A 14,190-nucleotide genomic window follows, 5' to 3' on the forward strand; every position below is an offset into this window, starting at 1 on the left:
GACAGCTCTGAAGGATCCTTCAACCGATCGCTTTGGCTTTAACTGATCGGCATTAGAGCATTACGCTCCCTTTTTCTTTTTAGTGCTTTGCTAATTTCAGTACATTTTAGGTTCGGTATTCGGCTTAAAAGGCACGACATTTTCAGGCAGAGATTCTTCAAAGCCGCAGCGCCCTTCGAGTGCATCTTGGAACTTACAGACCTGACAGCGCAGCTCTTGCATGAGTACGACATTGGCGTGGTGTGGGTTTTTACAACGGCTAACCACTAAGTCGATGTGACTTTGCTGCGCACGAAGTCGGTCTTGCATCACGTCTGAAGCCGAACAAATCATCTGTTCGCACATCTCGTGTTTGAATTGATTGAATGCTTTCGGGTCGCTTTTCGCGAGTTGGACAAGTTCATCAAAGGGTGGCAGTTTTTGAGCGGGTTGTGGATGCGCCATCATTCCTTCCTTAGCATTAAGCGTGTTTCATATGCTCTAAGCTTAAGAAAGAAATCTGTACAAATTTTAATCTATTTGTATTTTCTCAATATTGAGACGGTATTAGCCGATTACCTTTGCAATCAAAGGGCGGGTGTTAAGGTGTAAGTGCAGCGTCGTTCGCCAGCAATGATGTGCTCTGTACGGCTCACGTGACACTCATCTTTTAGTAACTCAGTAAACACGTTGAGCTCAGATTGGCACAGGCTAGGGCAGCGAGTTGCAGCCTTACAGATAGGGCAGTGGTTCTCAATCAAGATGTAGTGATCATCATGCTCTTGAAGCTCAGCCATGTAGCCTTCGTCTTCACGAAGCTGGGTGAGTTTTTTAAGCTTGCTGATGAGTGAATCACAGCCAGACAGCGCAGTTTGATACTGCTTAAGAGTGTGTTGTTCACGCTCGGCAGCAACCTTAGCCAGCCCTTCTTTACCAAATAGATTCTCGACAGCATCAATCACTTGAATGGTGAGTTCACCATGTCGGTCTGAAAATTGGTTATGACCTTGTTGAGTCAGGGACCAGTGGCGAGTCGGGCGACCCACTTTCACTTTCACATCATGAAACGCAAGAATACCGTCATCTTCCAGGCTTTGCAGATGTTGCCTTGCCCCCATTGTCGTCATGCCAAATTCTTCTGACAGTTGTTTCGCGGTTACCGCGCCTTGACGCTTAATGGTCTGTAAGATTCTGTCGCTTGTTTTCATACTATCCCTACCTAATGAACCTTACTATTATGAGGCAAGGTGTTTATAAAGCAAACCATTTACTATATTGATGATAATTTACTCTATTGGCTGCCATGGTCAGATTCTGGTGCGCTAATAAAACAAAAGGCTGATACTAGGTATCAGCCTTGGAATATTCTGTTTCACCGAATTTAGGCTTACAGGATATGACCTACTACTTCTGGATCTTTACGCTCTAGGTAGTGGATAGATTTGATGCGGCGAATTGTACGGCAGCGGCCACGGATAAGCAGGGTTTCTGTGGTTGCGATATTACCTTGACGAGAAATACCTTCTAGCAAGTCACCCTTAGTGATGCCTGTTGCTGAGAATACAACGTTGTCGCTGCGTGCCATGTCTTCCATCTTCAATACGATACCCGCCGTTACGCCCATTTCTGCGCAGCGCTCAAGTTCAAGTTCACCGTGCTTGCGGTTCTCTTCTGTGTCGCCTTTCACTTCGTGGCGAGGTAGAAGACGACCGTGCATGTCGCCGTCGAGTGCGCGAATTACCGCCGCCGAGACCACACCTTCAGGTGCGCCGCCGATGCAGTACATGACGTCTACTTCACTGTCTGGCATACAGGTTAAGATAGAAGCCGCAACATCACCGTCTGGCACAGCAAATACACGAACGCCCATTGCTTGCATGTCGGCGATGACTTGATCATGACGAGGCTTAGCAAGCGTGGTTACGACTAGAGTATCAAGTGTTTTACCTAGTGCTTTAGCGATGTTTTCTAGGTTTTCTGTTAGTGGCAGTTCTAGGTCAATCACGCCTTTAGCGCCAGGGCCAACAACCAACTTTTCCATGTACATATCAGGCGCTTTAAGGAAGCTGCCTTTTTCGCCCGCAGCCAATACAGCCAATGCATTTGATTGGCCCATTGCTGTCATGCGTGTCCCTTCAATTGGGTCAACTGCGATGTCGACAGCGTCGCCGCCCACACCTACGTTTTCGCCGATGTATAGCATAGGTGCATCATCGATTTCACCTTCGCCGATAACAATCTCACCGCTAATTTCGGTTTTGTTTAATAGGCTACGCATTACTTCTACAGCAGCGCCATCTGCAGCGTTTTTATCGCCACGGCCAAGCCACTTGTAACCAGCTAGTGCTGCACCTTCTGTGACACGAGAGAATGACATTGCTAAATCGCGTTTCATGCGGACTCCAAAATTTTCAAAGGGGGAATAGAAATTTCGCGACGAATTTTACCATATCCAAAAGGAAACGTTTGCCTTTTTGTTTTTTGGAGATTGCTCTCGATCAATTCGCAGTGGAAAACAGTTATTATTCATCAAAATAATCGGTTTGCCGTTGTGGCGGTAATCGTTCACGTCAATATTCGGTAAAAAGTGCTGTTTTTTTCATCGAATGGCGCAAAATATCGAATATATTGAGTGTTTATCCTTGCTCTGCTGAGTAGAATGGGGAAATAAGTGGAGTGAACCTTCACCATCAAACGGATAACTTAAAGGTAGGCCAGAATGTCTTTTGAAGTACTAGAGCAGCTAGAAGCAAAAATTCAAACAGCAGTAGATACAATTGCACTTCTTCAAATGGAAGTGGAAGAGCTTAAAGAAGAGAAACAAGCACTAGCAACAGAAGCTGGTGAGCTTAAAGCAAGCCGTCACGAGCTAGAGCAAAAAACTCAGCAAATGCAGGAAGAGCATTCAGCATGGCAAGATCGCATCCGTAACCTTCTTGGTAAAATGGATGAAGTAGAGTAATCGACTCTTCAGATTTAAAAAAACGCCCGCTACTCAGTAGCGGGCGTTTTTGTTTGTATTCTTATGCTTCGTGTTCTTATGGTTTGTTTTATTATTTGAAGCTGAGTGAGAGTTACTCGACCTCTTCTTCTTCAACATCCAGATCAAGTTCTACATCTAGAGGCTCTGCCGAAAGAATAATACCGGTGTTGTCTGCGTAGAGGTAATCTTCCGGTAAGAAGGTCACGCTGCCAAAGTTGACCGGTACGTCCAATTCGCCGACACCTTCTTGGCTCGCACCAACAGGGATTGAAGCCAAAGCCTGAATACCAATGTTCATGTCTTCTAGCTCATCGACTTCACGAACGCAGCCGTAAACCACAATACCTTCCCACTCATTGTCTTCGGCAAGTAGGGCAATCTCAGCATCGATCAGCGCTTTGCGTAGTGAGCCGCCACCATCGATTAACAACACACGTCCCAGACCATCTTGCTCTAATACGGAGCGAATCAAAGCATTGTCTTCAAAACACTTTAATGTTGTGATCTGTCCTGCGAAGGATGCACGTCCACCGAAGTTGCTGAACATGGGCTCCACGACATCAACTTGATCCAAATATATGTCGCACAGTGCTGAAGTGTTGTATTCCATTAGTATACCTTTTGAACAATGAGCTTACTTTGAGTATATCGGTGCTTGATCCCTTTGCAATGATTAGTCTCATTTAACTCAATAGAGTTTGAGCTACGACAACCCCTGCAAACAATAGGTTAGTGACCAGTGAGCATTTCACAATCACTGGCATCATTGGTGCAATCTGCGCTGGTTTTTCGGTTTCCCAAACGGCCTTGCCATGTTTGTAAACAATAACAATGCTCAATAAAAACGGCAGGCTTATCCAGACCGGTTTTTCTTGAATCAGTAGGTAGATAGCGAAAGAAGCAAGGGCGAGACCAAGCAGTGCAAAATGATAGTGCTTGGCTTTGCGTTGCCCTAGGCGAACCGCCATGGTGCGCTTACCACATTCGCTATCGTTCTCTATATCACGCATGTTGTTGATGTTGAGTACCGCAACCGCCATTAATCCACAGCCTAAGGCCGGAAGAAATAGGCTTGGCTCAACATGACCAGTGTGTAGGAAGTATGTGCCTGAAACGCCTAACAAACCGAAGAAGATAAATACCGATAAGTCGCCAAGGCCAATATAACCATAAGGTTTATTGCCCACGGTGTAAGCGATGGCAGCCATTATGGCTAATACACCTAACGCGATGAAAGATAAGATGCTTTCAATTGAGGTTAAGGCATGAAAAATAAGAATCAGCCCAGCGACCATAGTAAACACGATGTTGAGGATGATCGCTTGCTTCATGGTTTTCGCTGTTACCGCGCCAGATTGCATGGCACGTGTTGGCCCCAGACGATTTTCGTTGTCTGTGCCTTTTACGGCGTCGCCATAGTCATTGGCTAGGTTCGATAAAATCTGTAATAGGGTGGCGGTTAAAAATGCCAGTAGGGCTATCGATAAAGAAAACTGACCACCGGCGAACGCTAAACTACTTCCTGTAAGAATAGAGACAAGTGCGAGAGGCAGAGTTTTTGGTCGTGCGGCATCAAGCCAGATCAGTAGAGATTGTTTCATCGTAGGTCTAATTCTTTGTAAGTCTTCGTTTCATACTGTGATTTGAGTATACGCCCATTTTTCGGGTAATAAAAAGCCCACTCGAAAGTGGGCCTTGAATTCGCTTATTAGCTGCTATTTCTTTGAGATAGAGCAATAAGTTAGAGTTTGGTGTGCTACAGGATGAAGCGGCTTAGGTCTTCGTCTTCAACGAATTCGCCAAGTTTCGATGTTACGTAAGCTTCATCAATCACTAGCTTGCTGCCAGCTTTGTCTGTTGCTTCGAATGAAATCTCATCCATTAGACGCTCCATCACTGTGTGTAGACGACGCGCACCGATGTTCTCAGTGGTTTCGTTTACGCGCCATGCTGCGTCCGCAATCTGGTTGATGCCATCTTCAGTGAACTCAATGTTGACATCTTCTGTTTTCATTAGGGCAATGTATTGCTCTGTTAGAGATGCTTTTGGCTCAGTTAGGATGCGTTTGAAGTCATGTGCTGATAGTGCTTCAAGTTCTACGCGGATTGGTAGACGACCTTGTAGCTCAGGGATCAGGTCAGATGGCTTAGCCACTTGGAATGCGCCTGATGTGATAAACAAGATGTGGTCAGTTTTAACCATACCGTGCTTGGTTGATACTGTGCTGCCTTCGATAAGAGGCAGTAGGTCACGCTGAACACCTTCGCGAGATACATCTGGGCCTGAACTGTCGCCACGCTTACAGATTTTGTCGATCTCATCGATGAATACGATGCCGTTGTTTTCAGCGTTGAAGATCGCGTTCTCTTTCAGCTCTTCTTGGTTCACAAGCTTCGCAGCTTCTTCTTCCGTCAGTGCTTTGAATGCGTCTTTGATTTTCATCTTACGCTTTTTCTTGGTGTCGCCCGCTAGGTTTTGGAACATGCCTTGCAGCTGGTTTGTCATCTCTTCCATGCCTGGAGGTGACATGATTTCAACGCCCATTTGCGGTGCGGCTACATCAACTTCAATCTCTTTGTCATCTAGCTTACCTTCACGCAGTTTCTTGCGGAAAATCTGACGAGTGTTTGAAGAGGTTGTATCTTCAGTTGATTGCTCGTTCTGACCCCAAGCATCACGCGCTGGTGGTAGAAGGGCATCAAGAATGCGTTCTTCAGCTTGTTCTTCAGCGCGGTATTGTACTTTTTCCATCGCTTGTTGGTGCGTCATCTTGATCGCAACGTCCGTTAGATCACGGATGATGGTTTCAACTTCTTTACCAACGTAACCCACTTCGGTGAACTTAGTCGCTTCTACCTTGATGAAAGGCGCGTTTGCTAATTTCGCTAGGCGGCGAGCGATTTCAGTTTTACCTACACCCGTTGGGCCAATCATCAGGATGTTTTTTGGCGATACTTCAACACGTAGGCTTTCTTCAAGCTGCATACGGCGCCAGCGGTTACGAAGAGCGATAGCCACTGAGCGCTTAGCGTTGTCTTGGCCGATAATGTGGCGATTGAGTTCGTGAACAATTTCGCGAGGAGTCATCTCAGACATGGTTTTTCCTTAATTCTTTAATCACTGTTGAATACAACGTTATTGATGGAAGCGGTCGTTACTCTGGCTTTGGCAGCTCAACGGTGCTTTCTAGTTCTTCAATAGTGTGGTGATGGTTGGTGAAGACACAGATGTCGCCTGCAATGTTCAGCGACTTTTCTGCGATTTCACGCGCATCTAAATCAGTATTTTCTAATAGTGCAGTAGCGGCTGCTTGAGCGAAGTTTCCGCCCGAACCGATCGCAATCAGGTCGTTCTCAGGTTGAACTACGTCACCGTTACCTGTGATGATCAGTGAAGCGGTCTCATCCGCTACTGCTAACAGTGCTTCTAACTTACGTAGAGCACGGTCGCTACGCCAATCCTTCGCTAGCTCAACTGCCGCTTTGGTGAGATGGCCTTGGTGCATTTGCAGCTTGCTTTCAAATTTTTCGAATAGCGTGAAAGCATCAGCCGTACCGCCAGCAAAACCGGCCAGTACTTTGTTGTTGTATAGGCGACGTACTTTACGGGCGTTGCCCTTCATTACTGTATTGCCCAGAGATACTTGTCCATCACCCGCGATGACGACTTTATTATTACGACGTACAGATACAATGGTAGTCACGAGTCGACCTCTTTTGATTATTATTTATGGTTACTACTTATATGTGGCTCCACTATCATGAATTCAAGTGCCACTTTTAATGGTATGTCATATCAAAAAAACTAAATGTTACCAGTTATTTCAAATATCCATTACCTGTTGAGCCTATGTGTGGCAAGGGTTGGTGGGTTAATAGTTTGTGATAAATATAAAAAAAGATAAAACAAATTTCTAACGTGAAATGGTTAACACTTTTTGTTTGATTTATAAGGAATGATGTTCACTAATCAGTGGTATTCACTGCATAAGGAGTAGTGTGATGAATAGTGACAATATCAGTTTTTTTAATAGAGATATGGATCTGGATGAGCTGTCTATACTGCATCATCTGATGTATCAGGAGGCGGGCGAGTGTTCAACAGAACATCTAAAAAACTCGGTTAACGTTTTTCTTAAACGTCCATTTCCTAACGTTTTAGCGCACTTGGATTTTTTTGGTTACATCGAGATAAATAAGGAGCAGGTCTACCTGACTGACTTTGGGCTTGAGTACTACGAACAAGTACCTCAGTTTCGTTAAAACGCACTCTTTTGATTAACATACTGGTATTGCTTGTGCGATGAACTATTGAACGCTTTCAAACAGCAATAGGGGGAATCCTCTTCCCCCTATTATATATTGAGTTGATTAAGACCCGTCTTTCCAAATAGCGCAAGGTTCAATTTTCGCTCGTTGCAGCTTATGGCGATCGCGTTCTGCGTCACGCTTCAACTTGTATGGCCCTAAAACCACACGGTACCAGCTACTGCCATCTTTCTTGCGGATCTCACTTGAGATACCTTGGAAGGCAATATCCAACTTACGTGCTTCTGCCTGCGACGAGGTTTTGTAAGCGCCACACTGCATGATGTAAGGGATCTTAGAGATCTGTTGCTCTTTGGCTTTTACTTCAATCTCGCGGCTTGGCAGCGTTTCAACGTAGTCCCACTTCTCTTCAGGAGGCGGCGGAATCACTTTCGCTGGTTTTGGCTTAGGTTTTGGTTTGGTTGCCACAGGCGTTGGTGCAGGCGGCTCAGGATCATTACTCAATAGGTAAAGTCCGTAACCAAAACCACCGGCAAGGAGGATCGCCAAAAGACCACTGCGCCAAGGTTTACGGCGAGGGGCTTGTTTTTTGGTCGGTTTTTTCGTGCCACGACCGCGCTTTACATAATCTCTATTAGCCACAAGACAATTCAATAGTTGCTGATTCTGCCCTCATGGTAATCCAGATTGCGCGAGGATAATAGTGCAGAAATGGAAGCGGCACATCAAAATGTGCCGCAGATTTATAAGGGTATTTCTAAGGGTTATATTCGAGGTGGCGCTGTACTGCCTCGAACCACTAATTTAGCTTCAAGCAGACGCGAACCTGCTTGCACATCGTTGCCTTTTAATAGATCAAGCATCATCAACATCGCTTGGCGTCCAATCTCATAACGAGGCTGAGAAATGGTGGTTAGCGGTGGATCGCAGTATTGAGCGAATTGGATGTCATCGAAGCCGACAATCGATAGGTCTTGAGGAACGCGCAAGCCCAGCTTCTTCGTTTCTTGAATCGCACCAATCGCCATCGCATCGTTGTGACAGAAGATAGCTGTAGGTTGTTCAGGAAGTGCCAGTAATTGACGAACCGCTTGAGCGCCCGCTTCAAAGGTGAAGTCACCGACCGTGCTATAGGCTGGATTCATTGAGACTCCGGCGCGACGCAGCGCTTGCTGGTAGCCTTGTTGGCGGAACTTACACAGTGTTGCCGATACTGGTCCTGAAATTTGAGCAATACGCTTATGACCTAACTGAGCTAGGTAGTTCACCGCTTCAAAGGCAGAGGTCAGGTTATCGATGTGTACCGTAGGCAGTTCAAGCTCAGGGGCAAACTCACACGCCATTACCATCGGCGGTAAATTCTTTTGTTCAGGTTTGCTGACATCAAACGGATGGTCAGTACCCAGCAGCAACATGCCGTCGGCTTGTTTGGTGAAAACTAAGTTAACAAACGAAGACTCGCGCTTCTTTTGCTGGCCGCTATCACCCAGTAGAACAAGGTAATCATTTTCTACTGCGGCATCTTCGATACCACGAATGATCTCGGCGAAATAAGGGTCACAGATGTCAGGAACAATAGTGATGATGGTTTTTGATTCGTTGCGACGTAAGTTTCTAGCTAATGTATTGGGTGAGTATCCAGCTTCAAGTACTGCTGTTTCCACTCGTTTGCGAGTCGAAACTGAGACTTTCTCAGGGTTCATCAATGCACGTGATACCGTGGCTGTTGAGACGCCTGCTAGCTGGGCAACATCCTTCATTGTCGCCATAAATTAAACCCTCTTTTAAGTTCCTTTGCCGCCTAAGCATCTAAGGCGTGAATAATAAATGTAATCGAATAGATATTATGAAAGTGTTGCTAACACTTTTTTTATTGCAATATTTTATTCGTTTAATCCGTGTAAAGTTACGGCTAGATTAACAAAAATCACATGACTAGTGTGAAGTTGCTCACGATAAATATGAAATATTTGTGAACAAACTTATCGTTAGTTTTAACCCAAGTGGGTTTAGCTCAAATCTTGCGGCTCTATGTCGAGTGACCAACGAACTTTTTTCGCGGCGGGTAACATATTAATTGCCGGCTTAGCGCTCATTAATAGCTTCTGCATTAACGAGCGAGTTTGAGTCTGTAAGATTAACTGCCAGCGCGATTTGCCTGCTCGTTTTGCTAATGGGGCTGGGGTTGGTCCTAGCACCATACAATATTGATCAAACAGCGGGTGCGATTCCAATGTGTGACGAACCTGACGCAAGAACTCTTCCACCAAGCGAGTGTCATTGGCTTCTGCTCTAAACAGAGTCATAAAGGTATAAGGCGGTAACATTGCCTGCTTACGTTCTGCCAGCGCCGTCTGAGCAAAGTGGTTATAGTCTTTGTGAAGCAAGGCTTGCAACAACCCATGTTCTGGGTGGTGAGTCTGTAAGATCACTTCACCGGGTTTGCTTGCTCGTCCTGCGCGTCCCGCTACTTGGATGAATAGCTGGGCAAGACGTTCAGAGGCACGGAAGTCACTACTATATAAAGAGCCATCCACATCCAATAACGCCACAAGTGTCACGTCAGGGAAATGGTGACCCTTAGCAAGCATCTGCGTGCCGATAAGAATTTGGAATTCACCCTTACGAATCGACTCGAGCGCGCTTTCTAAGCTGCCTTTACGGCGGGTGCTGTCGCGGTCAATACGAATGGTTTTGTATTCCGGGAATAGTTGACCAAGTTGAGCTTCTAACTGCTCGGTACCGACACCCACTGTCACCAAGTTCACAGACCCACAACCTTGGCAGTTGTGCACGATATGCTGCTGAGAACCACAGTGGTGGCAGCGCATCTCATTACTGTATTGGTGATAGGTGTAGTAAGCATCACAACGTTTACACTCGGCTGTCCAACCACAATCGTGACACATCAATGCCGGAGAAAATCCTCGGCGGTTGAGAAACAACATCACTTGGTTGCCTGCTTTGAGGTGTCTTTGCATCTCTGCAATTAACGACGCAGACAAACCACTTTCTAGATATTCACCTTTAACATCCAACACCTTATTGGTGGTCGGCAGTGCGACACCCGCACGTGAAGTCAGGGTGAGATAACTGTATTTACCTATTTGAGCGTTGTGCAGTGTTTCAAAGGCCGGAGTCGCCGAGCCTAACACAACTGGAATCTGCGCTTTATGAGCACGCATGATCGCCACATCTCGAGCATGGTAGCGCAGGCTATCTTGTTGTTTATAAGAGGCGTCGTGTTCTTCATCGACAATGATAATGCCCAGATCCGCAAACGGCGTGAACAGAGCCGAACGGGTACCAATCACGATGCCCGCTATTTTATCACGCGCCGATAACCAAGCATTCAGTCGCTCAGAATCGTTTAAACCTGAGTGGATAACCTCAACAGGCACATTAAAGCGTCGTTTAAAGCGGTTAATCGTTTGAGGGGTGAGGCCAATCTCAGGCACGAGTACTAACGCTTGTTTACCTTGATCGAGAATCGGCTTAATCATATTCAGGTAAACCTCGGTCTTACCTGAGCCAGTAACGCCCTCTAACAGGAAACAACCAAAGTCGGTTTGGCTATTTACGGTCGCAATCGCGATGGCTTGTTCGGCATTGAGCTTAGGTTTGTCTTGGTCATTCTCAAGTTCAACTGGCCAAGGTTGGCGCTTCGGCTTTTTCTCTACCGATTCAATCCAGCCTTTCTCTTCTAGCGTTTTGAGTACGGCGCTGCCAACTTCTTCATCAATGAACTCTTGATGAGGAACCGGGCCGTGTTCAAGCATGTGCATCACTTTGGCTTGCTTGACCGCGCGACCAAAACCTTGCATCAGTTGGTCTTTGCCTGATGGCGTTAACTGCCACTCAACCAGCGTCGCGAAGTCGGCGGCTTTGCCTTTTCTTAGAGCGCTCGGAAGGGCGTTAGCAAAGGTTTCGCCAAGAGGGTACTGATAAAACTGACTGCACCACATTAATAGTGAATAGACAGATTCCGGCCAAACAGGTTGGTTATCCAATAGCGCTTTTATTGGCTTGAGCTTATCTAGCTCGAATTCTGATTCGTTAACCAGAGCCGTGACAATCCCAGTTAAGGTTTGTCGTCCAAAAGGCACAGAGACGCGACCACCAATAATCGGGAATAGGTGGTTTGGAATCTTGTAATCGAACTGCTTGTCGAGTGGAACAGGCAGCGCCACACGGGCAATCATTGGACGCATAAAGGGACGGCTTTATCTGAATTGACGAGAGCGAACAGTCTAAAGGATAAGGCGGTTAAATTCGAGAAGCAGTTTGAATGTGATGTGGCAGAGAAGCGGGTGAGGTTGGGGCCAAGCCAAGAATCACAGCCAGCAAAGGAAATAACGCCGATATTGGCGAAAAATGTATCAAATCAGTTGATCCTGCTTTATAGATTCATTACTATACTGCGCCTTAAAGGTATGGCTTCATCACTCTTTTGTGTCGATGCGGTGTCTTTATTTCTTTTTTTAAACTACGTGTGGTGTGCGGCTTAGAATCGTATAGCGACACGGCCTACTTGAGGTTATCCCATGAAAGCTGGAATCCACCCAGAATACAAAGCAGTTACTGCAACTTGTTCTTGCGGCAACACATTTGAGTTCAACTCAACGCTAGCAAAAGAATCAATCCACCTAGACGTATGTGACAAATGTCACCCGTTCTACACTGGTAAGCAACGTATCGTAGATACTGGCGGCCGTGTTGATCGCTTCAACAAGCGTTTCGGTGCTCTTTCTAGCAAGAAGTAATTCTCGCTATTTAGACATGAAAAAGGACACTTCGGTGTCCTTTTTTGTTGCCTGTAATTTGAGAAAGCACTGACTTCTATTCAAGCATCACTCTCACCCAACGATAAGTTGCCTCTCTATTCTATTTCAGGGCAATTCCTTGCGTATCTCTCTTCACCAAAATTCAGCACGAAACTTCAACAAGCGATAGTAATTTCAACTGCTCACTGGTCTTATTAGTAGTGAAATCTCGTTTTTTAATGAGACAGAGGCTTCAACCACCTAGGAACTTTGAAGTACATCCATTAACATGAACAAGATCCCCCAAATAATAATATCCTAGGAACCTACACCTATGTCTGAAGACAGCAGCCAAGCTCAATCCTCTCAAGCGTTATCATCTGAAAAATCGTTATCGCCTCAAGAACAATTCCGTCAGCAAGCTCTTGATTACCATGAGTTCCCAATTCCAGGCAAAATTGCCGTAGAACTGACGAAGCCTGCAAACTCTGCAGAAGACCTAGCACTTGCATACAGCCCAGGCGTGGCTGAGCCTGTTCGCGAGATCGCACAGAACGTTGATAACGTTTATAAGTACACAGGTAAAGGCAACATGGTTGCAGTTATCTCTAACGGTACAGCGATTCTTGGCCTAGGTAACCTTGGCCCTATTGCTTCTAAACCTGTTATGGAAGGCAAAGCGCTCCTGTTTAAGCGTTTTGCTGGTTTAGATTCTATCGATATTGAAGTAAAACACCGCACAATCGATGAGTTCGTTGATACAGTTGCGAATATCGCAGATACATTCGGCGGTATTAACCTGGAAGACATCAAAGCACCAGACTGTTTTGAGATTGAACGTCGCCTGATTGAACGTTGTGATGTTCCGGTATTCCACGATGACCAACATGGTACAGCGATTGTAACGGCAGCGGGTATGCTGAATGCGATCGAGCTTCAAGGTAAGAAACTTGAAGAGTGTAAGATCGTTTGTTTAGGTGCTGGCGCAGCGGCGGTTGCTTGTATGGAACTACTGATTAAGTGTGGCGCTCAGCGTGAAAAAATCTACATGCTTGACCGTAAAGGTGTGATCCACACTCGTCGTGATGACCTCAACGAATACAAAGAGCTGTTCGCAAATAACACTGATAAGCGTACGCTTGAAGATGTTATCGAAGGCGCTGACCTGTTCTTGGGTGTATCGGGGCCGAATCTACTGCCTGCTGAAGCACTAACGCTGATGGCTGATAAGCCTGTTGTGTTTGCATGTTCAAACCCAGATCCAGAGATCAAGCCTGAGCTTGCACACGAAGTTCGTTCTGACCTAATCATGGGTACAGGCCGCAGTGATTACCCTAACCAAGTAAACAACGTACTTTGTTTCCCATTCATTTTCCGTGGTGCACTAGACGTGCGTGCGAGCGAAATTAATGACGAAATGAAGCTAGCGGCGGTTAAAGCGATTCGTGAACTGGCGAAAGAAGAAGTTCCAGCTGAAGTACTAGCAGCTGCGGGCGAGACTGCACTGGAGTTCGGTAAGGGTTACATCATTCCTAAGCCAATGGACCCACGTCTACTTCCTCGCGTAGCACGAGCAGTTGCGGAAGCGGCTGTTGAATCTGGCGTAGCTCGTATCGAGATGCCTGCTAACTACATGGCTTAATAGCTTGTTATAGTTTTATAGCGACTGCTCTATTGAGCGCAAAAGAATAATAAAAAACCGACTCATCTGGAGTCGGTTTTTTTATGTCTATCATTCACAGCGCAATCATATAAAACTATGCGTGATGTGATCAATAGGGTTCAGCTAGAGCGAATCAATAATGAAGGCAGTGACTGAGTTGTTTTTATTCTTCGTCAAACGCTTCGAACTCGATACCCATCTCTGTCATCAGTTTTTTCACTTCAGCAGGAATATCGTCTGGGCGGTCTTTACGAAGGTCTTCATCCGTTGGTAGTGGTTGGCCTGTGTACGCATGTAGAAAGGCTTCGCACAGTAGCTCACTGTTTGTTGCATGGCGTAGGTTGTTAATCTGGCGGCGAGTACGCTCGTCAGTAAGAACCTTTAACACTTTTAGAGGGATAGAAACTGTAATTTTCTTTACTTGTTCGCTTTTCTTTCCATGCTCAGCATATGGGCTTATGTATTCACCATTCCAGTCGGCCATTGCGTACCTTCATCACTTTAGTTGTTAGAATAAATTAATAGTGGTGATT

At 45.8% G+C, this 14,190-nt stretch carries 15 protein-coding genes; 4 read left to right on the forward strand and 11 right to left on the reverse strand.

The genetic code is table 11. The annotated features are described in order from the left end of the window. Positions 1 to 96: 96 nt before the first annotated feature. The 3 genes from AB6E30_RS10960 to glpX form a co-directional block, all read right to left on the reverse strand. A complete protein-coding gene (locus AB6E30_RS10960; RefSeq protein ID WP_017061155.1) occupies positions 97 to 444 on the reverse strand; it encodes a DUF3135 domain-containing protein in 348 nt (115 codons plus the stop codon). A 122-nt stretch (positions 445 to 566) separates the two neighbouring features. Then, a complete protein-coding gene (locus tag AB6E30_RS10965; RefSeq protein WP_017063674.1) occupies positions 567 to 1,187 on the reverse strand; it encodes a metalloregulator ArsR/SmtB family transcription factor in 621 nt (206 codons plus the stop codon). Between the two features lie 179 nt (positions 1,188 to 1,366). Beyond that, entirely contained in the window at positions 1,367 to 2,374 is a 1,008-nt protein-coding gene (glpX, locus tag AB6E30_RS10970; RefSeq protein WP_017061153.1) for a class II fructose-bisphosphatase, read from the reverse strand. A gap of 324 nt (positions 2,375 to 2,698) precedes the next feature. Between glpX and zapB the strand changes: the two genes are divergently transcribed. Continuing rightward, complete coding sequence (zapB, locus tag AB6E30_RS10975) at positions 2,699 to 2,941, forward strand: cell division protein ZapB (RefSeq protein WP_008219652.1); 243 nt, start codon at positions 2,699 to 2,701, stop codon at positions 2,939 to 2,941. Between the two features lie 112 nt (positions 2,942 to 3,053). Here zapB and rraA read toward each other — a convergent pair whose 3' ends face one another. The 4 genes from rraA to hslV form a co-directional block, all read right to left on the reverse strand. Then, complete coding sequence (rraA, locus tag AB6E30_RS10980) at positions 3,054 to 3,572, reverse strand: ribonuclease E activity regulator RraA (RefSeq protein ID WP_017077596.1); 519 nt, start codon at positions 3,570 to 3,572, stop codon at positions 3,054 to 3,056. A 73-nt stretch (positions 3,573 to 3,645) separates the two neighbouring features. Further along, positions 3,646 to 4,563: a 1,4-dihydroxy-2-naphthoate polyprenyltransferase gene (locus AB6E30_RS10985; RefSeq protein WP_372103604.1), complete on the reverse strand. Its 918-nt coding sequence runs from the start codon at positions 4,561 to 4,563 to the stop codon at positions 3,646 to 3,648. A 155-nt stretch (positions 4,564 to 4,718) separates the two neighbouring features. Then, positions 4,719 to 6,059: an HslU--HslV peptidase ATPase subunit gene (gene hslU / locus AB6E30_RS10990; protein ID WP_017061150.1), complete on the reverse strand. Its 1,341-nt coding sequence runs from the start codon at positions 6,057 to 6,059 to the stop codon at positions 4,719 to 4,721. Between the two features lie 58 nt (positions 6,060 to 6,117). Then, positions 6,118 to 6,666, reverse strand: coding sequence for an ATP-dependent protease subunit HslV (gene hslV / locus AB6E30_RS10995; protein WP_004729692.1), 549 nt, complete (start codon positions 6,664 to 6,666; stop codon positions 6,118 to 6,120). Between the two features lie 298 nt (positions 6,667 to 6,964). Between hslV and AB6E30_RS11000 the strand changes: the two genes are divergently transcribed. After that, on the forward strand, positions 6,965 to 7,225 hold the full coding sequence (locus AB6E30_RS11000; protein ID WP_017061149.1) for a hypothetical protein: 261 nt from the start codon (positions 6,965 to 6,967) through the stop codon (positions 7,223 to 7,225). Between the two features lie 108 nt (positions 7,226 to 7,333). Here the strand turns inward: AB6E30_RS11000 and AB6E30_RS11005 are convergent, their stop codons facing one another. The 3 genes from AB6E30_RS11005 to priA all read right to left on the reverse strand — a co-directional run bounded on the left by AB6E30_RS11005 (position 7,334) and on the right by priA (position 11,442). After that, positions 7,334 to 7,873: an SPOR domain-containing protein gene (locus AB6E30_RS11005; protein WP_017061148.1), complete on the reverse strand. Its 540-nt coding sequence runs from the start codon at positions 7,871 to 7,873 to the stop codon at positions 7,334 to 7,336. 122 nt (positions 7,874 to 7,995) lie between these two features. Next, positions 7,996 to 9,000, reverse strand: coding sequence for a DNA-binding transcriptional regulator CytR (gene cytR, locus AB6E30_RS11010; protein WP_017061147.1), 1,005 nt, complete (start codon positions 8,998 to 9,000; stop codon positions 7,996 to 7,998). Positions 9,001 to 9,240: 240 nt separating this feature from the next. Further along, a complete protein-coding gene (gene priA, locus AB6E30_RS11015; RefSeq protein ID WP_102393043.1) occupies positions 9,241 to 11,442 on the reverse strand; it encodes a primosomal protein N' in 2,202 nt (733 codons plus the stop codon). Between the two features lie 333 nt (positions 11,443 to 11,775). On the opposite strand from priA, the gene rpmE reads away from it, so the two are divergent. Beyond that, a complete protein-coding gene (rpmE, locus tag AB6E30_RS11020; protein ID WP_004737142.1) occupies positions 11,776 to 11,994 on the forward strand; it encodes a 50S ribosomal protein L31 in 219 nt (72 codons plus the stop codon). Between the two features lie 334 nt (positions 11,995 to 12,328). After that, the gene (locus AB6E30_RS11025) at positions 12,329 to 13,636 is read left to right on the forward strand and encodes a malic enzyme-like NAD(P)-binding protein (RefSeq protein WP_017063680.1); all 1,308 of its coding nucleotides are present in this window, start codon (positions 12,329 to 12,331) and stop codon (positions 13,634 to 13,636) included. Positions 13,637 to 13,820: 184 nt separating this feature from the next. Here the strand turns inward: AB6E30_RS11025 and metJ are convergent, their stop codons facing one another. Continuing rightward, positions 13,821 to 14,141 (reverse strand): met regulon transcriptional regulator MetJ, encoded by a 321-nt coding sequence (gene metJ, locus AB6E30_RS11030; RefSeq protein WP_004415993.1) that lies wholly within the window; start codon positions 14,139 to 14,141, stop codon positions 13,821 to 13,823. Positions 14,142 to 14,190: the final 49 nt, after the last annotated feature.

The sequence above is a fragment of the Vibrio sp. 10N.247.311.12 genome (assembly GCF_041467515.1).
Lineage (GTDB): Bacteria > Pseudomonadota > Gammaproteobacteria > Enterobacterales > Vibrionaceae > Vibrio > Vibrio crassostreae_C.